We start from the raw sequence: 19,755 nt of genomic DNA, 5'->3' as shown, positions 1-19,755 counted from the left end.
TAATATCTCCTTTGTTCCATATTTCTCAAAAATACTATGAATCTTATTTGTCCTTCGACACTACATATTTGTCAAAATCGCAGCATCCCCCAAATGGGCTATGCTTGCGGTTGAATGCAGGGTTAGAATTACAGAGCCTGTCTAAAAGGAATAGGTGGATAGTCCCGTGACCAATTCTGAAGAGCAGCTGATATTACGGATTTACGATACGGTTGCAGACAGCAATCGTTGGACCGAGGTTCTTGACGAGGTTGTAGATCGCGTATCTGCGCAGGGTAGTATCATTTTTGAGTGGTCAGATACGGTCAACGGGCGCACTCTGACGGCACCGATGCACTCAGGGCTGTACTCGCAAGATATTCTGTCTGTTTATTTGTCAAAATGTCAGGAGCTGGAGGCCCGCGATCAGGCAATTATACGACAGCAGACGAACGAAGATGACGCAATACAGCTAATTGATGATAGCGCTTTGGCACCCTCATTAAATGAGCTCAAATCGCAGGAACACGTCAAAAAACTGATGAGGCTTGGCATTCTTCATCGCGCTGCGGGCGTAATGAACAAGGACAACCAGTGGATATCGCTGTTTTCTGTTCAGCTGAATATCGCGCGCGGTCCGCTGATAGGAGAGGAACGAGCCTTCTTGTCCAAAATCCTGCCGCACCTCGCAAAGGCAATTGATTTGGGAATTCCAACGCGCCAGTTGCAACAGCGATACGAGGCCATTCTGTCTGCAATCGACAAGTTATCTATCGGAATTTGTGTGCTGGACGCGCGTGGTTGCGTTGTCGCGCGCAACGACGAATTTCAGCGTCAGCAGGAAAGCTATCGGCTGTTTCGTGTTCTGGGGGATGGACGTCTGCACATTGCGGATCCCAAGGGGCAGAACAGTCTAGAGGCTTTGATGGATAGTCCGCGTCAACATGGGAAATTCGGCGCAAGACCACGAAAGGAGTGTATACTCAATCACACGAACGATGTTTTGTGTGTTGAAGTCATCCCGTTGCATAGACTGGACGAGATGGGAACTTCTCCGTTTCGGGGGTTTTTGCTTTGCAGCACTGACACCAGTTTGCCTGCAACCTTTAATGTCAATCATGTGCAACAAGCTTTTGGTCTGACGCAGGCAGAAACCTCGATCGTTAATTCAATTGGGCGCGGTTTGACCAACCCGGAAATCGCTGACCGCCGTGGGCGTGCCGTTTCGACGATCAATGCACAGACGAAATCAATTCTTTCAAAAACCGGCTGCTCTAACCGAACGCAATTCGTTCGAATGATGATGCGCTATGGAGGTAGTTTTTTGACACCCGAAACTTGAATTAACGGAGTTTTACATGATTTATTTTTATTATCTTGCGCTTGCTGCTGTAATTGGTGGTCATTTTGTATTTGCTTACGCACAGTGGTTTCGCTGGCAGGACGTGTGTGAAAGGGTGACTGACTTCAATGTAGAAGAGGTTAATAGAACACGTTTTTTAGGCCGGAGTATCGCATCCTATAACGCGTCCATCGGTTTGGGACTCTGTTTTAGTTTTTTGCTGCCGGGCTCTTCTCAGTCTTGGACCCAAGCATTTGTCTTGGCTTTTATCGTTCTGACGGCCATAGTCGGCAGCGCGGGCACGCGCGGAAACTTCATCCTTTACGCCAGACTATCTCCTGCAGCGGTTGCGTTGGTTTTCCTGATCCTTGGCACTTGGTTTTGACCCCAAAGGGCGTCGTTCGTTGGTCCAAACACCCTAACTTGGAGGCCAGATGACTCCTTGTTGGGTCACCAATTTCGGTGTTTGAGTATCCGGCTTGCCAGAGAAGGTTTCAAGGCGAACGAAAGATGGGTCGTAATTGCCCGTGCGTTTGCCATGGCTCCCGAACTTTCCAGTGAGTTTCTTCAGGTCATGCAACAACTGACATCAGAGGATGCATGCACATATGTCAGATGCATGTACATATGTGCAATGTGTGTGTAGGAAGCACTGTGTACCAAATTGAATGCAACTATTGCTCGGAGAGACGATATGAGTGAGCTTTCAAGCAGCGTTGACAAAATCTATGATGAAGTGCGCAGAATGGCGACGAATTTTGAATTCAAGCCGGACCAGCGTGTCAACGAAAGTTCGCTCTCCAAATCTCTGGGTGCCAGCCGAACACCACTTCGTGAAGCGCTGAACCGATTGGTCGCCGAAGGGTTTTTGAATTTCGAAAACGGCCGTGGGTTTTTTTGCCGGTCGCTTAGCCCGGAAAAGATTCAGGCGCTTTATGAGGCCCGCGTGGCGATTGAAAGCGAGGCTTTGCGCCTAGCGGTGCAGCGTGCGTCAGATGCGGAAATTGAGGCGCTTTCCGAACACGTCAAACGTGGTGACGACAACTACATGACAACAGACTCCATCGCCGAAATGGTAGATGTGGACGAAGAATTCCATTTGGGACTGGTCCGCCTTTCCCGGAACGAGGAACTTGAACGGCAGATTTCCAACATCAATGCCCGTATTCGTTATGTACGGTTTATCGATATGGAAATACGGCGAGCGCGGACCCGGGCGGACCATGTCGCAATATTGGATGCGCTTGCGCAAAGAAATGAAGATGAGGCCGTTTTGGCTCTGCGCAATCATATCGGCCGCCGGATTGAAGAAACTACCGCCGCAGTGCGGCAAGCATTTTCACAGCTTTACGTCCCCAACTAAGTACTCGGCTGTGATTACAAAACAAAGGAACTACAGATGACTGTCCTGAAGGGTGGAAAAGGCATATACGGCGCCTCAGTCGGAATTCTGATGCTTGACGCAACATTCCCGCGAATTCCCGGAGATATAGGCAATGCGCTGAGTTGGGATTTTCCGGTTCAGTACCGGCTGGTACGAGGGGCCTCACCCGATAGGGTCGTGCGCGACGGCGCGCGTGGATTGACCGAAGCCTTTATCGCATCGGCGCGTGAACTGGTCGAAAGCGGCGTTGACGGGATCACCACAAATTGCGGTTTCTTGTCCCTGATACAGGAAGAAGTCGCAGCAGCTGTCGGTGTGCCCGTCGCGACATCGTCCCTGATGCAAGTGCCGATGGTCCAGGTCCTGCTGCCGCCGGAACGGCGAGTCGGAGTGATCACGATTTCCAAGTCGACCCTGACGGAGGCGCACCTGAACGCCGCCAACGTTCCGCTCGATACGCCAATTGTGGGAACCGACAATGGCCGGGAATTCACCCGTGGAATTCTTGACAGCCATTTGGAAATAGATTTCGAAAAGTGTCGGCTCGACATGTTGGATGCAGCGCAAGAGTTGGTGACGAAGAACGAGAATATCGGCGCTATCGTGCTCGAGTGCACCAATATGGTTCCTTATGCTGCAGACGTCAGAAAGCTCACCGGGTTGCCGGTCTATTCGATACATTCGTTCGTGTCCTGGTTTCAGGCGGGTTTGATGCCGAAACGCTTTCCGCTGGAGCTGGATGATCCACGCCTCGCCTGAGGATTTAATACATCCATCTTTCGCAATGACGGATCTGGGGGGTGACGCTGTTACTGCAGCGATCACCCGGTCAGAAGTTCATCTGAGAAACCCTGCTTAAGCAGGCGCGGGCTCACAGATCATCCTGGCATTTTTTCCGGACGCGCAGAAGCATTCACCACGACTGTTTTGTGCAGCATGAGCGGCAAGAAAAAACCGGCCCGGGGAAATTCATCACCTGCACACCACGAGCTGCACCTGCCATCGATCGGGATTGTTTGTGTGGTCGGTGCATTCATGCATTGACTGAACAGACATCTGTACAATAGTAAGTCCACAACTCTGTATACAGATTTCTCTCGCACAAAGGAATCCAAGATGAAACCGGCTGAGACCCAAAAAATGAATGGCGCTCAGGTCATTCTGAAAATGCTTGAACTGCACGGTGTAACCCACGTCTTTGGACTGCCTGGTGAGACGACAATCGGCTGGTACAAAGAATGGGGCAAGCAGTCGCCGATCGAGTACGTGCTGACCCGCGACGAAAGAACCGCGTCTTTCGCGGCCGAGGCTTATGCAAAAATTACCGGCAGACCCGCCGTTCTCGAAGCCCCAAGCCCGGGTGTCACGCATTGTTCTCCGGGTATCACCGAGGCATATTTGAGCTCTGTCCCGGTCATATTTTTCAGCTCGGACATCCCGATCAATCAGGACAAGAAACACGGTTTGACCGGGGTCGATCAAACCGCTCTTTACGACAGCATCTGTAAAGAGTCCTTTTTGGTGACCAACCCCAAGGAAATCCCGTTTCTCCTCCGGCGGGCATTTCGCGTCGCTACATCCGGTCGGCCTGCGCCCGTCCACATCCGCGTGCCGATCAATGTGTTCCACGATGAGGCGGAAATTGACGACCTTTATGCGGAACCCGACTACAGCACGTATCCGGCGCATCGCCCGGTCGCTGATCATGGCAAGATCAAAGAAACGATTGACCTGTTGCTCAAGGCGGAACGCCCTGTGATCGTTTCCGGGCAAGGTGGGCTAATCTCAAAGGCCTCGGAGATTCTTCTGGAGCTTGCCGAGCTTTTGCAAATCCCGGTTGGCACGACCACCGCAGGAAAAGGTACGATTCCGGAAACCCATCCGCTTGCATTGCGCGTGATCGGTGCAAGAGGGGGGATGGAATACTCAAATGACTACGTCAAAAACGCGGATCTGGTGTTCTTTGTCGGGACCAATACGGATTCGAGTTCGACCGATCACTGGCGCCTGTACGGCGACCCTTACAGCAAGACATTCATCCACCTGGACATCGCCGAAGCGCATGTCGGCAACAACTTTCCGGTCAAAGTAGGACTGGTCGGAGATGCTCGGGCCAGCCTCGAATACATGGTCGAGCTGATCAAGAAGAATCATCCTGACCTTAATAGACCAGAGGTAGACCTAAACCCGGTCAAGCGCACTGCTCTAGATGCGGTTTTCAATTCCAACATCCCAATGCCAGAGGGCGTCATTTCTCCGGTCAAGCTGTCCCAGGCATTGGACAAGATCTTGCCATCGAATGCAGTTGTTACGTCCGAACCCGGGGTCAGCGCGATCTACCCGTCTGCATTGTTGTCTGTCCGGGAGGCCGGAAGACGTTACATCACGAACTATTCCATGGGTGCATTGGGGTATTCGATACCTGCCGGTCTGGGCGCGATTTACGCATCAGATGGCCCTGTCATTTCTTTTACTGGCGACGGGTCATTTGGCTTCGTGATTGGCGATTTGGAAACTCTTCGCAGAAGCGGCAAGAACATCACCGTGATCCTGACCAGAAACGATACATTCGGATGGATTCGTGGTGAGGCTATCCTGTTGGATGATGTCGACGAGCCATGGGCAACTGATTTTGGCGGAGTTGACTATCGGAAGCTGGCGGAATCCTTTGGGTTCAAAGCTACGCGCATCACCTCGGAAGACGACATCGAAGAAACCTTGCGCGACGCGATCGCCAATCCCGGGGCGAATTTCATTGAGATCATGGTGCCGTCACAAGACAAGATCGTGCCATTCGTGCCGAACTGGGTAGAGGTCGCAAAAAAGAAAAACCTGCCGTATTTTTACTGAACTGAATCAACTTTCGAATTGATCTGATACAGCCCCCAATTTTTCAAATTGAATTGGGGGCGGTGGCATTTTTCTTCTTCGACCGGAAACAGCTTTCCTGTCGCATCGGATGCGCATCTTGATTGATTTCGTGGCAAACCGTTTTGCCGAAAATAGCCTCGACTAAAGAGCGGTGACGCTGTGCTTTCGGCGACATCGATCTACTCTCGTTTTTCAGGAAGCTAAAGAAGATAGGCGAGGGGCTTCAATGTCCCAAAACGCCGTTCATTCGGTGTTTGCCGAAGGTCCGGGAATACTTGTTCCATTCCGTTACTCCGTCTGCCTGGCTATCAGGGCGCGGCTTGCAAGAACTGCAACCCCGGCGACCAACCCGAAAGTCACGAACAACCACACCGCGGAATTGGCTATGGTCGTCAGGTTTCCGGCGTTTTTGAACCCGGTGAAGTTGCCGACCAAACCAGCCGCGGCGGTCCCAAACGCAACTGCAAACATCTGAACTGTAGATAGGGCGGACGCGGCCATATCCCTTTCGTTTTCATCCGTGAATTGAAGGATGAACGTGTTGAGGTGAGGCCAACCGGAGCCGATGCCAACGCCCAAAACAATCAAGGCGACTGCCAATAATACCGTCATTGCCGGTCCTGCGATCCCGAACATCGGTGTGGCCGTGCCAAGCGCCACACAGGCAACCATCATCAGGATTGGTCCAGCGAGGACCGCCTGGTGCATCTTTCGACCGGTAAACCGTGCGGAGTAAACTTCGGACGCCGCCCATCCAATGGAAACCAAAGCCGCCACGTAGCCCGCCATCAGCGGGCTTAACCCATGCAGTCGTTGCAGATAAAACGGCATGAAGAACTCGGCATTGATACAGAAAATCAAAAGCGCCATGACCGAAATAGCCAGAAATAGCGGTGTTCCAGGGACGGTGGCACCGCGCGGGAACAGTCGCACGGTCTGAACCTGTTCGCGGCGCATCAGAGTCAGCAAAAGCAAGACAGACGCAAGTACAGCTGCGACCGCCCATGTGATAGATGGTGCGATACTGCCAAGGGAAACCGCCAAGACTGACCCTGCAAGTAATCCCAATTGCCCGAATGCAATCCGCTCGGTCGGCTTATGATCCTGTTGACTACGAGGAAGTAGCCTTAGGGTCAGAGCGACAAACAAGGCGGTGATCGGAAGCATGATTCCAAAACCCATGCGCCACATGCCAAGCTCGGCGAAGATGCCGCCGATAGCCGGACCAAATAGCATTGTGATCCCCCATGTTCCGGACAAGAGAGCCATCGCCCGGGACCACAGGCGTTCCGGATAGACGACGATGATCATCGAATAGCAGAGAGTGAACAGCATCCCACCGCCAGCACCCTGAATGACCCGACCGACCAGCAAAACCGGCATGGTCCACGCCAATGCGGCAAGCAGGCTACCAGTCGCAAAAACAAGCCCGGACAGCCCAAATCCAAGGCGCACACCTGTGCGCCTTAACAGTTTCCCAGTGACGGCTGCACTGAGGATCGCTGCAAGCGTTGCGAGCGTCGCGTTCCAGGCATAAAGGCTGTGCCCGCCAATCTCTGCCACAATGGAAGGAAGCATCGTGGCAGAAAGGGTAATGTTCACCGCGTGAAGCGCAATGCCCGCCGCAAGGACGGCAGACGCTGCTGAGAACTCTCCCCTTAGAATTTCCTGCCACCCGGCCTCTTTATTGTGGTCTACGGCTGTCGTCATGGTTCGCTCCGCGCTCAAAATCGGTATTCAGTCTTTTTGTGTGTAAGCGTGATCCGGGTTTTGTTCGGCCCATTCTTCGGCGTCGAAACCCTCTACTGCAAACGTAAAATTTGGGGGGATCACATCCGTTCTGAGGTGCTTGACGGCCTGATACTCTTCCGAGTGCCAAAAGCCTTGCAGCGCCTCCATTGAGGGAAACCTGAACAACGTGAACCGGGCGTCTTTTTTCCATTCACCCTCGAAATGATCCATAAATTGCCCGGTCTCACCTGCGACAATCAACTCTCCGCCCCACTTCTCCATAACCGGGTGCGTGGCCTGACCGTAGGGATCAAGCGTACCGTGTCCTTCCGGCATAAACGAACTGGCCACAAGGAAGGCGGGCTTCTGTTTCGACATTTCAATCTCCGTGTTTTTTTGCCCGATGATTCGAGCCTGCTCTTGCGTTGCTACTTCCTCAACTTAAGTTGAGGTCAATAGGTTGAACGCGAGGGTTGCGGGATGAAGCGAAGAGGTGGCCTGACGGTTGGAGACGTGGCTGAACGCAGCGGCATCGCTGTGTCTGCGGTGCATTTCTATGAGCGAAAAGGGCTGATCGCGTCGGTACGCAACGACGCCAACCACCGCCGTTATTCTCCGACTGTTTTGCGAAAGATCGCCATTATCCAGGTGGCGCAAAGGGCGGGCATACCGCTTCGGGAAATTGCCGAAGCAATGGATTTTCTGCCACCCGAAGAAAAGGTGACAGTCAAACACTGGGAAAAACTCTCAGCCAGATGGACCGAAGAACTGGATGACCGTATCGCACGTTTGCAGCGATTGAGAGACGGAATGGCAGGCTGTATCGGATGTGGTTGCTTGTCGATGGATACCTGCAAGCTGGTCAACCCTGACGACAAAATCGGTGCTAACGGTCCCGGGCCGCGATACCTTGAGGAAGATGCGCCAGAGGTAGAAGGTTTTATTGGCGCATAGCGGACTTGGTTTGGTTAAAGCGGTATCGGCTTTGTTGTCGTTGCTGACCATTCTCTAAACGCTGAAATTGCATGCGCGGTGAACATGATTGGATTGGCCTGTTTGACTGAGAGTCCGCATTTATTGTTCAGCTGCACTATTACTCAAACTTGATCACTCAGATGGGACGGATCAGGTTAGCCTGATAACTGCGCTCCGGTATGACGGCTGGCGTCGCTGCTCAGATTCACAAGTCAAGGCTTGCCCGGGGTGGTCGTACTGAAGGGTTTGCGAATTAACAAAGGCTTGGACGCTGCATCAGGCCTGATGGCGGTACAAAGCCCAGACGTACTCTCGTCAACCCTATGTCGCACGGTTGACAAACCATCAATTTGCGACGGCAAAGAGGGTCCATTCTCCGCTGGTGCCTCGGAGCTCTCGCCGACCCAGTTCACAGAAGTCGTGATCTGATCCCAGTGTCAGGTCCTTGACCGTCTGAGATGTCAGAATTTCATCAGGACCAGCTTCGCCCATAAGTCGTGCCGCCACGTGTACGGCGACGCCGGCCAAATCCTCTCCCCTGATTTCACATTCGCCGGTATGAACTCCCGTTCGGCTTTTTAATCCCAAATTCGACACGTCGTTGCGTAGAATTTGTGCGCAATCCAAAGCACTTGTGGGCCCACGGAAGGATATAAGGTAGCCATCTCCCGTATGCTTAATTGTGTTTCCCCCAAACGCAGCGACGCGACGTTGTACGATCTGGTCAAGTTGATCCAGTACACTATGCCAGCGTTCATCACCCATCATTGTGAGGCGTTCGGTTGAAGCAACGAGATCAAGAAAAACCAAAGTGAGCAATGTTCTCTCAGCAGACGCCGAGGCTGCTTCGCCGGTCACGAATGCCCTGATTTCAGAAACCACCTGATCTTGGTCTCCGTACCAGGCGATGTGGTCTTCCCCTGGCAAAATCCGCAACTTTGCACCCTTGATATTGTCGGCCAGATATCTCGCGTGACCCACGTCACACCATCGGTCTCCCTCGCGATGCATGACCAAGGTAGGGGTCTGAATCGCCTTGAGAACATGCCGGTAGTCGATGTTGTAGTTCATCTGCGACAATTTCATCAAAGCGCGGGGACTAGCGGCATACCGAAAATAGGTATCGAGCCAACGTTGAGCCGCCGGATCATCAGAAATGCTGGGAGCGCCATCCAGCCCGATGAAGTCGCCGTCTGCGTAACCGCTAAAGTGCTGTATCGCGTCTTCCAATTCATCGGGCTTTAGCCCAAGTGGATAGTCCGGCGCCCATTTGTATCGAGGGCGGCTTCCGTTTAGGATAAGATGGCTCACCCGCTCCGGGTAGGTGGCTGCGAAAACGCTGGAGATCGCGCCACCCTCTGACATTCCAAAGATCGCTACCCGTTCGGTACCTACAGCGTCCAACACCGCGTTGATGTCCAGCGAACGTTCCTCAAGAGTGGGATATCCGACATCCCGATCAGACATTCCCACACCGCGTTTGTCGAAGAAAATTACCCGCGCAAACCGACTGATTTTCGTCAGAAATCGTGCATAGTCCGGACTCTCCCAAGCGTATTCGATATGGGTTGCCCAACCTTGTGCCCATAGCAGATCAATCGGTCCGTCCCCGAAAACCTGATAGGCGATGTGAATATCACCCGCCTTGGCATATTGCGTCCTAGGCCGTTCCATAACCCAAGATTGCCCTCGGCACCCAATGCGTCAATAGGCTAGGTTTTTGTAAACTCACTGCCCGCGAAACTGGTGGTTTTGCCCAGTGTCCATTTATCGGCGAGACAACAAGATTACCCAGACCGGGGCAATACGAGGTGATATCTGAGTCAAAGTTGACTGGCGCGTCCAACGCAATTCTTGAGGTATTGAGAGCAATTCGGGCAAACACTCACGATACTCCAAGCGCAGGTATTGAATGTCAGACGGGTTTGATCTTTGCGTTAAATCTGACCTGAAGGTTCCATCTAGCGTATGCTGACACCGCATTAAGTCTGCCATTTAGCGGAGGTGAGAAATGCAGGTTGACGTAAAACTGCGAAACATTCCCGGCACAGAGGCCGCAGTTGGTTGGGCCAGAGGCCACACCATTGTTGCCGACAGACCTGAGGGGAAAGCTGGTGGGCAAGGGCTTGGTTTCAACGGCGCTCAGCTTCTTGCCTTGTCTTTGGGTGGGTGTTTCTGCAACGATCTGCGTTATGTGGCTGAAGAACTTGGCGTCAACCTTGTAGAAGTGACGGTTGACGTTTCACTTGATCTGAATGGTGAACCTCTTGTGGCTACAGATGCGAGAATGCTTGTTCATTGTACGACCGATGACGGATCTGATCCGGCAAGCATCATTAAGCGCGCCAAAGAAAGCTGCATGGTAAGCAACACGTTGACGCGCGGCATGAGTGTCGCAATCTCAACGGCAGGTTAGTTGTTGTGATCTGAATCCATCCAGCCCGGCTTAATTGAAACGTAGATCAAGTCAACGTGGCCGAAACAGACAATCCAACTCCTTTAAGATGCGAGCTTTTTCTGAACGGCAAAGGGACTTAGTCCAAGCCATGTCTGCATCGTCGAAGAAATTTCGCTCGAACCCGTGAACTCGAACTTGTCGCGCTCGGCAGACATATCCGTCAATCCCATCCAGATTGCCGTCATGGTTCTGAGGTCTGTCGATATATAAAGGTCGATTTCAAAGCCGGGATCGGCCCAGCAAAGGTCAACTTCACCTGTGGGCTCGATCACCAACCACCAGTCCCGTTTTGTTGATGGCAGGTCGTGATACAGGAACTGAACTACGGTACGCTGTTTTGGAAGCGGCTCGGGGTTTAGGTTCCTGCGCATGTCCCACATCAGAAGTGACGGATCGAGATTCTTCAAGGAAAGCGACGACTCGACCCATTTCTGACCCCACATTCCCATGGCGACGACAACCTCGCGCAGATCGCGTCCGGCATCAGTTAGATGATATTCGAATACACCCCGTTCTGAGGGTACCGGCTTTCTTTCGACAATTCTTGACGCTTCTAGGTCTTTCAGCCGTTGCGAAAGCAATGTCGGAGACATTTTGGGCACGCCTCGGCGCAGGTCGTTGAACCGGGTGGAGCCCGCAATGAATTCACGCATCAATACCATCGTCCACCTTGTGCAGAGCACTTCGGCGGCCATGGCGAGCGGGCAGAACTGTTTGTAACCGGCTTGTGTCATGACGTCTCCCTTGGCTCTTTCATCCACACCCTAACGGTACCACCGCATGCATCCAGTCCAGAACCTGTATCACCCGCTCCAGTTCCAGGACTAGCTGAGTGTCTGTCGTTACGGGCAACGTCGAAGCGCTTGGTGTTACCACGCCGGTTCGCCACAGAAGAGGAGACAAGATATGAGCGTTTTTCTGATCGCAGACATCAAAGTCACGGACGAAAGCTGGATCCCGGAATATGCCGCGAACGTCCACAAGCTGGTCGAGAAACACGGCGGCCGCTACCTGTCGCGCAGCGGGAACATCGAAACCCTCGAAGGTGAGGTAAAAGACAGTACTCTGATCGCTATTCTTGAATTTCCATCCCGCGCCGCACTGGACGGGTTTGCGGCCGATCCTGCTTACGCGCCTTTCGGTCAGGCCCGGCAGTCAGGAAGCATATCGAATTTCCGCGTCATCGACGACACCGACATTGCTGGCTCAATCCCCTATCTGAGAGCTGGTTAAAGCAAGCCCTTGGATAGGGCTATCTCCGGTCGGCCTGTTTTCCACGTTCTCAAGTTCCGGGTTTGAAGACACCCTTGGGCAAATTGGATTACGATCACCGCAATCACTTTGCCTATTGGGGTGGTCAGGCGATTTTGTGTCAGACTAATAGTTTCCAGCGGACTTCAATGCTGAAAAGGCTTGGCGAAACATGGACGCACAGTTCGCTGCGCTACTGAGTAAACTGCAGATCTCTGTAACCATTTGCGAAGCAAGCTGTTTTTGGGCTAGCTTGTCTGCAAGGTGAGAGAGATGCTTGCACAGTCTAATCCATCGCAAAAGAAAGATCCGGGGCTCGAGAAGGTCGACCTGGAGACCGTATTAAAGGATCTCACAACAACTCGTAACGGCCTCAGTTCGGCAGAGGCTTCGGATCGTCTGACACAATATGGGCGAAACGAGCTGGCTGAAAACCACGTCAGCGATCTGCAGCGATTGTTCGGATATCTTTGGGGGCCGATCCCCTGGATGATCGAGGCCGCAGCTGTCCTTTCGGCGATGATCGGACATTGGTCTGACTTCATCATCATCATTGTTTTGCTGGCCTACAACGCTGCGTCAGGATTCTGGCAGGAACGCAAGGCGGCGGATGCGTTGGCGGCGCTGAAGGCGGGGATGGCCCCTAAAGCCATGGTCCTGCGAGACGGAAAGTTCTCACAAATTGATGCGGCGACGGTCGTTCCGGGCGACGTAGTGCGCGTTAAGCTTGGCGACGTCATTCCGGCCGACGTTCGGTTCATTGACGGCAACTATGTCAGCATCGACCAAGCAGCGCTGACGGGCGAATCTCTTCCGGTATCCAAGGCGGTGGGCGACGTAGGGTATTCCGGTAGCATCGCAAAAAAGGGTGAAATGAGCGCTGTGGTAATCGCTACGGGCGCCGATACCTTTTTTGGGCGAACTGCGAGCCTTGTGGCGGGAGCGGGTAAAGGCGCTTCACATTCACAGATCGCCGTCACGCATATCGGTGATTTTCTGATTATCCTGTCAATCGCGTTGGCCTTCCTTCTGGTTGGTACCGAACTCTACCGCGACATTATCGTTGATCATTCTTGGAAATGGTCCTCGGCCGCGGACATCCTAAGAACAGTTCTGGCGCTGCTCGTCGCTTCGATTCCTGTGGCAATGCCGACGGTTATGACAGTAACGAACGCATTGGGAGCGATGAACCTTTCCAAGAAGAAGGCAATCGTTTCGCGATTGGAGGCCATCGAGGAACTCGCCGGTGTTGACGTTTTGTGCTCGGACAAGACCGGAACCTTGACGAAGAACCAGCTTAGCTTGGGCGACCCCGTGCTGTTCGGTGCGAATGATCCAAAAGAGCTTGTTCTGGCGGGCGCGCTGGCTTCGCAGTTTGACGGCGACGATCCAATTGATGCGGCCGTGATCGCAGGGCTGTCGGACTCCAGCGCTCTGCCCAAATACAAGCAGGTCAAATTTGTTCCATTCGATCCCGTTTCCAAACGGACCCAGGCGGTCATAACAGACCCGGACGGCAAATCTACAAGCTATACAAAAGGAGCGCCGCAGGTCATTTTGGACCTGTGCGAGCTAGAGCCTCAATCGCTCAGGAAAGCGCAAGATGACGTCGAAGGCCTTGCGTCAAAAGGGATGCGCGCTCTAGGCGTCGCGCGATCAGATGACGATGGGAAAACCTGGGCGTTTCTGGGCATTCTGTCGCTTTACGATCCGCCGCGTGATGACTCGAGAGAGACGATTCAGCGAGCCAAGGAACATGGGCTTTCCGTTAAAATGGTAACGGGTGATGACGTGGCCATTGGCGACCAGATCGCCGCCCAACTAGGCATGGGCGCGCACCTTCAGGCGGCCTCGGACCTGTTCACATCCAACATGGACATGAGTCAGCTGCCAGAGCAAGTTGCGCAAAACGTCGAACGGGCGGATGGGTTTGCCCGGGTCTTTCCTGAACATAAGTACGCCATCGTCAAGGCACTGCAGGATCGCGGACATGTCGTGGCAATGACCGGTGATGGTGTGAACGATGCCCCGGCGCTGAAGCAGGCTGATTGCGGGGTTGCGGTCAGCGGGGCAACAGACGCCGCACGCGCCGCCGCTGCCTTGGTTTTAACCGCGCCAGGACTGTCGACCATCATTGATGCCATCGAAGAAGCAAGGCGTATCTTCGAGAGAATCCTGAACTATATCGTCTACCGGGTTGCCATGACGCTGGACATTATGTTCGTGGTGGTAATGGCGACGATACTATTCGGTTTTTCTCCGTTGACGCCCATCATGATTATCATGCTGGCGCTGCTTGATGACGTACCGATTATGACAATCGCCTACGACAACACCTACCTGCCGAAGAAACCCGTCCGATGGGACATGCGGCGCATTCTACTTGGCGCCAGTCTGATGGGGCTGCTTTCAATCGTTCAGACTTTTGGCCTCTTGCTGATTGGGATGCACTGGATCAACAGCACGTCCCTGCAGTCATGGATTTCGCTGACGCAAGAACAAATACAGACGGTCTTGTTTCTGCAGCTTGCGGCGGGTGGGCATCTTTTGTTGTTTGTTGTCCGATCAAGGGGAGCTTTCTTTGCCCGGCCATGGCCCGCGCGCCCGCTGCTGATCGCGGTTATCGGCACCCAGGCGATCGCCGTCGCGCTGTGCGGTTTCGGTTGGTTTGTCGAACAAATCCCGTGGACCGTGATCGGTCTGGTCTGGGTTTATATGCTGATCTGGTTAGTTATTCTTGACCTGACAAAGCTGGGTATGATGCGCCGGTTGCAGGATTCTCATAATGCGGCGCACCGTATAGCGTGAAACGCATAGGAAGGCTGATTCATGCATTACTTCAATAAATTTCGAGTAAAGCCGGGCAGCAAGATCAATCTTGATGACATTGATGCCGACTTTAAGGACAAGCACGAAGACCATCAGCACGCTTTGCCCGAGATCGAGGCTTACGCACAAAAGATCAGCGAGCTTCAATATCTTCTATATGCCGAGAAGAAGCGCTCGCTTTTGATCTGTCTGCAGGGCCGCGACGCCGCCGGAAAAGACGGGACCATAAATCACGTTCTCGCAGCAATGAACCCGCAGGGCTGTAACGTCAGCGGCTTCAAGGTTCCCACCAAAGAAGAAGCCGCTCATGATTTTCTGTGGCGCTATCACAAAGCCACACCCGCCAAGGGTCAGGTCGCGATCTTCAACCGCTCGCATTACGAGGATGTTCTTGTCGTCCGGGTACATGATCTGGTGCCTAAAGACGTGTGGGAAAAACGATACGACCATATCAACGCATTCGAGGCGCTGCTTCGCGATAGCGAAACGCATGTTCTGAAGTTTTATTTGCACATTAGTCCTGAGGAAGAATTACGCCGGTTTGGTGAACGACTGGAGGATCCCGCACGGCATTGGAAGATCAGCGAAGGAGACTATGCCGAACGCCCGCTTTGGGACGATTACACCAAGGCCTTTGAAGCGGCGCTTTCCAGGTGCAGTACTGACGCTGCGCCCTGGTTTGTCATTCCGGCCAATCACAAGTGGTTCCGCAATCTGGCTGTATCCCGGATTGTCAGCGAGTATCTGGAATCTTTGAATATGGAGTTTCCGAAGCCGACTGTTGATCTCGAAGAAATTCGTAAGAAATTTCATGCCGCCGAAAAACGCGCGCGCGAACACGAGAAATAGTTTCCACCACCGAGCAGCGACCCCTCTAATTCGAAGGTGCAGCGTTTGAATGCCTGAAAAAACATCCCGCATTCGCGGATTATCCCTTCCGGTCCTGCAAGGAATCCTGCCGATTGATCCAACGAAGCTTCCGATGGAAGTTCTTGCCGGGGTGACGTTTGCATGTCTCGCAATACCCGAGGTCATGGGGTACACAAAAATCGCCGGAACCCCGGTCATTACCGGGCTCTATACGATCCTGATTCCGATGACACTGTTCGCGATATTCGGATCTTCGCGCCATCTTGTTGTCGGTGCGGATTCGGCGACCGCTGCCATCACCGCATCGGCCTTGGCCGGAATGGCTGTGAGCGGCCCTTCCGAATACATGGCGCTGGCGTCGCTATTGGCGTTGATGGCCGGCATTCTGCTGATTGCGGCCCGGATCATAGGTCTTGGATTTCTGGCAGATTTTCTGTCACGGACGGTGCTCGTTGGATTTCTGACCGGTGTCGGAGTACAGGTCTCGCTGGGCGAATTGCCTGGATTGTTTGGTATTGAAACCAGCGGCCATGGCGTCGTCGAAAAACTCTCAAGCGCTTATCAAAACGTGGGTCAGGTTAATTGGGCAACGTTTTTGATTGCGGCCGCAGTCTTGTTCATTGTCATCGGAACCAAGCGCCTGTCTCCAAAAATCCCGGGGCCTTTGATTGCTGTAATCGGGATTATTGGGCTCAGTTGGAACTTTGATTTCGGAGGGTATGGTATTGCCTTGCTTGGCCCAGTGCCCGGTGGTTTGCCATCGCTTTCAATCCCGGATGTCGACTGGACCTGGATGACATTCAAGCAGCTGCTGCCGACAGCGATTGCGATACTGGTTGTCATCCTCGCACAGAGTGCGGCAACTTCCCGCGCCTATGCGATGCGCTACGGGGACAAATTCAGTGAAAATACCGATCTTGTCGGGCTGGGCATCGCCAATATTGGCGCGGCCTTCAGTGCAACATTCGTCGTCAACGGTAGCCCGACCAAGACCGAGATGGTTGCCGGTTCCGGAGGCCAAAGCCAAATAGCGCAAATTACCACAGCGTTGGTCGTGCTTTTGGTGTTGCTGTTCTTGACAAAGCCGCTCGCGTTCTTACCCAACGCGGTGCTTTCCGCTATCGTATTCCTGATTGGCCTAAAGCTGATCGACCATCGAGGATTGCGGGATATCTTTGTCCAGGCGCCAACCGAATTCTGGATCGCGATGGGCACCGCTGCGGTTGTCGTCGTCGTCGGAGTTGAACAAGGCATCATCTTTGCAATGGTTCTTTCGCTGATCGATCACACGCGAAAGGGTTATCGACCCAAGAATTCCGTGATCACCAAAGCATCAGATGGCGAATGGCTAACACAATCCCTAGACAAGCCTAGCCAGTTTGAACCGGGACTGACTATCTACCGCTTCTCGCACGGAATGTATTATGCAAACGCACAGCGATTTTCGAACGAGGTCACAGATGTCATCGCTGCGATCAATGACCAGACGCGCTGGTTATGCATTGATGCATCCGCAATCGATGACATCGACTACACGGCCGGGTACGTTTTGAAGTCAACTGTTCAAAAGCTCCGTGCACGCGGTACCAAGGTCGTGTTTCTATTCGCCGAGCCATCGTTAAAGACGGAACTCAAGCGCTATGGAATAACCGATCTAGTCTCCAAGTCGTCCTTCTTTGCGACCGGTCATGAGATGATCAGCGCTTACGAAGCTGAAGTGGCGAAGAGATAAGAAGACATCTCGGTCCATGTGCACTCGCAAAGCCTCGTCTATAGTCAGTCAAGCGCGCGGATTTTCATCTGTAGCCAACGACTGGTTTGGCGTGACGCACCGCAGTATTCCGAAGGAGCAGCTAAGGTCGGCAATGGGTCGTCCCGTCCTGAGCCAGGCAGGACTGAAGGCAAGATGCTGCGCTTGCTCCAACGACAGCAGTGAGCCCAAAGCGAACCAGGACGGCACCCAATCCGTGTGGTTGACCTGGCCGTCATTGAGGCTTCAAATGCAATGGTGCAGTCGTAGATTGATTGAAAGGTAGTATCCATGTTGCCCGTACCGACACTTGATAACCCTGACGGTGTGGACGCCAAAACCGTTGAATTGCTTGAGAAAATGTCGCAGTTCAACATTTTATGGATGCTGGGAAGAACGGGCTGGCTCAGTGAAATTTCCGCGATCTTGTCCGAGATGTTCGATGATGCACAATTTCCGCCGGTTGACAGAGAAGTCATGGCTTTGCGCATCGCGGCACTTTGCAGCGTCGACTACGTCCTCATACAACATATCGCATTCGCTAAAAACGCGGGGCTAACCCAGCGCGAAATCGACGCAATTGTTGGAAAAGATCTGAGCGCGCTCGATGGATGGACTGCAACTTTGTGCGAAATTTGCGATGAGATCACTAAATCGGTTGTGATAAGCAGAAACTCATTGGAGAAATTGATTGACCGATATGGGCGAAACGATGCCACCAAAGCAATATGGGTCATGGGGTGGTTCAACATGCTCGTTCGGTTTGCAGGCTCCGTGCGTGTTCCTTTGGAGCCCGACAACCGGGCTTCGGAATTGTCCTCGCCAGTATAGCAACAAAGTTCAGTAAAATCCTTTTTCCTGGTTCCTAACTCATTAATTTCGCCACCATTCAACGCAGTTCAAATGAAGGCAAATTAGATTGAGGAAATTACGGTAAACGGCAGCTTTGTCCCACGATCAGTGAATTCGTTCGCCCGCTGATTTTGCGTGTGCAGCGAATGGCGGGTGTGACAGGCCACGCCGCAGCATAGAAACTATGCGATGCTTGCCCGAAATAGGTCGTCCCTATCTAAGCGAGAGGGATCTGCCGATAAGATGTTGCGCTGGCTCTGAGGTCTGCAAAGAGCCTAAAGCGACTGGTGCTGCATGATGCAACAACGGCCGGAACACGCACTAAACTGGACTTTGCAAAGCTCGGCGGTCGACTCATTGCCGGCATTCATTTACCTGCCCGCAATAGATCCAAATTCGGAAACTTCCTCTCAACAGTATCGTTTTGTGCCGCCAAAGCTGTTTGTTCCGTTAGTTTCTCGCTTCATCAATCCCTACTACATCAGGGTTTGCTTTCACCCCTTCCAACATCTTTACCACTTCGGCTTTCCACCCCGCCTTGATCTTCAAAGCCAATTGGGAGGGTGGTCGGTGGTCGGGCTCAAGGAGCGCGTATTCGTATCTGAGCGGTTTTTTGAAGGGTAGAAACGCGACCCTTCCGTTGGACAGGTTTAGTTCTCGTTCAGTCGCTACGGTCAACGGATCTACGATCGAACAGCACTGACCTGAGCTCACAAAGGGAATCAACGGCAAAAAGTACTGACAGGTCACTGTTGGATTGTAGTTAGCAGAAACATCCTGAAACTCTTGCCGGATTTTTCTTTGGAATGGATGCGTGGCATGCAATCCCCCCATCGGAGCCCCGTCAAGATCGGAAATGGATATGATCTTGCGGCAAGCAAGCGGGCTGTCACGGTCAACGGCGCAAAAACAATCTGCCCGGATCAGTTCGGCAGAATACTGAGGCTCTTTTCCGGTCGAGTGCTCGAAGTCCGCGAAGCCGAAATCTATATTCTGCGTCCCCGCAAGTTCCATAATCTGGGGCGAGCTTCGCGTTGACAAAGTGATGCGTATCTCGGGGTTTTCACCGACCGATTGGCTGATGAAACGCGGGAACAAAAAAGCGGACGGGCCCGGCATTGTAGCGATATTGAGGCTGCCGGAATGCCCTTTGATCAGCCCCTCCATTGTGCTGGAAATCGACGCAAGGCGGTCCAGAATACCAGCGGTTTCGGCTAAAAGGTAATGTGCTTCCGGAACAGGTACCAATCTTCGTCCTTTCCGCTCGAACAGTGTCAGGCCAAGATCCTTTTCAAGGTTCTTCAAGGCTAGGCTGATCGCGGGCTGAGTGCGGTTCAGTTTCTTGGCGGTTTGAGAGATGGAGCCGGTCTCCATCACCTCGCGAAAGACGGTGAGCTGTGTCAGGTTCATAGACAGTACATAAGCTAAACTTTAGTTTAGTGAAATATAACAAATTTGTATTT

17 protein-coding genes are annotated in these 19,755 nt (G+C 52.9%); 12 read left to right on the top strand and 5 right to left on the bottom strand.

The features are described 5' to 3' along the window. Window positions 1-166 precede the first annotated feature (166 nt). The 5 genes from ACR0NA_RS08485 to ACR0NA_RS08465 all read left to right on the top strand — a co-directional run bounded on the left by ACR0NA_RS08485 (window position 167) and on the right by ACR0NA_RS08465 (window position 5,555). The gene (locus ACR0NA_RS08485) at window positions 167-1,321 is read left to right on the top strand and encodes a helix-turn-helix transcriptional regulator (protein WP_480727937.1); all 1,155 of its coding nucleotides are present in this window, start codon (window positions 167-169) and stop codon (window positions 1,319-1,321) included. 16 nt (window positions 1,322-1,337) lie between these two features. Continuing rightward, complete coding sequence (locus ACR0NA_RS08480; protein WP_480727935.1) at window positions 1,338-1,706, top strand: DUF1304 family protein; 369 nt, start codon at window positions 1,338-1,340, stop codon at window positions 1,704-1,706. A 309-nt stretch (window positions 1,707-2,015) separates the two neighbouring features. Then, a complete protein-coding gene (locus ACR0NA_RS08475) occupies window positions 2,016-2,684 on the top strand; it encodes a GntR family transcriptional regulator (protein ID WP_480448500.1) in 669 nt (222 codons plus the stop codon). A 36-nt stretch (window positions 2,685-2,720) separates the two neighbouring features. Then, complete coding sequence (locus tag ACR0NA_RS08470; RefSeq protein WP_480727932.1) at window positions 2,721-3,464, top strand: aspartate/glutamate racemase family protein; 744 nt, start codon at window positions 2,721-2,723, stop codon at window positions 3,462-3,464. Between the two features lie 357 nt (window positions 3,465-3,821). Further along, window positions 3,822-5,555, top strand: a complete 1,734-nt coding sequence (locus ACR0NA_RS08465) for a thiamine pyrophosphate-binding protein (protein WP_480727930.1) — start codon at window positions 3,822-3,824, stop codon at window positions 5,553-5,555. Window positions 5,556-5,864: 309 nt separating this feature from the next. Here ACR0NA_RS08465 and ACR0NA_RS08460 read toward each other — a convergent pair whose 3' ends face one another. Both ACR0NA_RS08460 and ACR0NA_RS08455 read right to left on the bottom strand, forming a co-directional pair. After that, window positions 5,865-7,286, bottom strand: a complete 1,422-nt coding sequence (locus ACR0NA_RS08460; RefSeq protein ID WP_480727928.1) for an MFS transporter — start codon at window positions 7,284-7,286, stop codon at window positions 5,865-5,867. Between the two features lie 27 nt (window positions 7,287-7,313). After that, a complete protein-coding gene (locus tag ACR0NA_RS08455; RefSeq protein ID WP_480727927.1) occupies window positions 7,314-7,685 on the bottom strand; it encodes a DUF1330 domain-containing protein in 372 nt (123 codons plus the stop codon). 102 nt (window positions 7,686-7,787) lie between these two features. Here ACR0NA_RS08455 and soxR point away from each other — a divergent pair, with 102 nt between their 5' ends. Further along, the gene (soxR, locus tag ACR0NA_RS08450; RefSeq protein WP_480727924.1) at window positions 7,788-8,261 is read left to right on the top strand and encodes a redox-sensitive transcriptional activator SoxR; all 474 of its coding nucleotides are present in this window, start codon (window positions 7,788-7,790) and stop codon (window positions 8,259-8,261) included. A gap of 366 nt (window positions 8,262-8,627) precedes the next feature. Here the strand turns inward: soxR and ACR0NA_RS08445 are convergent, their stop codons facing one another. Continuing rightward, complete coding sequence (locus ACR0NA_RS08445) at window positions 8,628-9,956, bottom strand: adenylate/guanylate cyclase domain-containing protein (protein WP_480727921.1); 1,329 nt, start codon at window positions 9,954-9,956, stop codon at window positions 8,628-8,630. A gap of 337 nt (window positions 9,957-10,293) precedes the next feature. Here ACR0NA_RS08445 and ACR0NA_RS08440 point away from each other — a divergent pair, with 337 nt between their 5' ends. After that, complete coding sequence (locus ACR0NA_RS08440) at window positions 10,294-10,698, top strand: OsmC family protein (RefSeq protein WP_480727919.1); 405 nt, start codon at window positions 10,294-10,296, stop codon at window positions 10,696-10,698. An 83-nt stretch (window positions 10,699-10,781) separates the two neighbouring features. On the opposite strand, the gene ACR0NA_RS08435 is transcribed toward ACR0NA_RS08440, so the two are convergent. Next, window positions 10,782-11,474: a winged helix-turn-helix transcriptional regulator gene (locus ACR0NA_RS08435; protein WP_480727917.1), complete on the bottom strand. Its 693-nt coding sequence runs from the start codon at window positions 11,472-11,474 to the stop codon at window positions 10,782-10,784. Between the two features lie 172 nt (window positions 11,475-11,646). Here ACR0NA_RS08435 and ACR0NA_RS08430 point away from each other — a divergent pair, with 172 nt between their 5' ends. From ACR0NA_RS08430 to ACR0NA_RS08410, 5 genes are all read left to right on the top strand, one after another. Further along, on the top strand, window positions 11,647-11,973 hold the full coding sequence (locus tag ACR0NA_RS08430; RefSeq protein ID WP_480727915.1) for a DUF1330 domain-containing protein: 327 nt from the start codon (window positions 11,647-11,649) through the stop codon (window positions 11,971-11,973). Window positions 11,974-12,264: 291 nt separating this feature from the next. Further along, the gene (locus ACR0NA_RS08425) at window positions 12,265-14,799 is read left to right on the top strand and encodes a plasma-membrane proton-efflux P-type ATPase (RefSeq protein WP_480727913.1); all 2,535 of its coding nucleotides are present in this window, start codon (window positions 12,265-12,267) and stop codon (window positions 14,797-14,799) included. 21 nt (window positions 14,800-14,820) lie between these two features. Beyond that, window positions 14,821-15,669 carry a polyphosphate kinase 2 family protein gene (locus ACR0NA_RS08420; protein WP_170651128.1) on the top strand — a complete coding sequence of 283 codons (849 nt, stop codon included), beginning with the start codon at window positions 14,821-14,823 and terminating at the stop codon, window positions 15,667-15,669. Window positions 15,670-15,718: 49 nt separating this feature from the next. Continuing rightward, window positions 15,719-17,422, top strand: coding sequence for a SulP family inorganic anion transporter (locus ACR0NA_RS08415; RefSeq protein ID WP_480727907.1), 1,704 nt, complete (start codon window positions 15,719-15,721; stop codon window positions 17,420-17,422). 309 nt (window positions 17,423-17,731) lie between these two features. Next, entirely contained in the window at window positions 17,732-18,271 is a 540-nt protein-coding gene (locus ACR0NA_RS08410; protein WP_480727904.1) for a carboxymuconolactone decarboxylase family protein, read from the top strand. 471 nt (window positions 18,272-18,742) lie between these two features. On the opposite strand, the gene ACR0NA_RS08405 is transcribed toward ACR0NA_RS08410, so the two are convergent. Continuing rightward, window positions 18,743-19,702: a LysR family transcriptional regulator gene (locus ACR0NA_RS08405; protein WP_480727902.1), complete on the bottom strand. Its 960-nt coding sequence runs from the start codon at window positions 19,700-19,702 to the stop codon at window positions 18,743-18,745. Window positions 19,703-19,755 lie beyond the last annotated feature (53 nt).

This window comes from Ruegeria sp. C11 (assembly GCF_056537725.1).
Note: the sequence above shows the minus strand (reverse complement) of the source record. Positions and strands in the feature narration are given on the sequence as shown.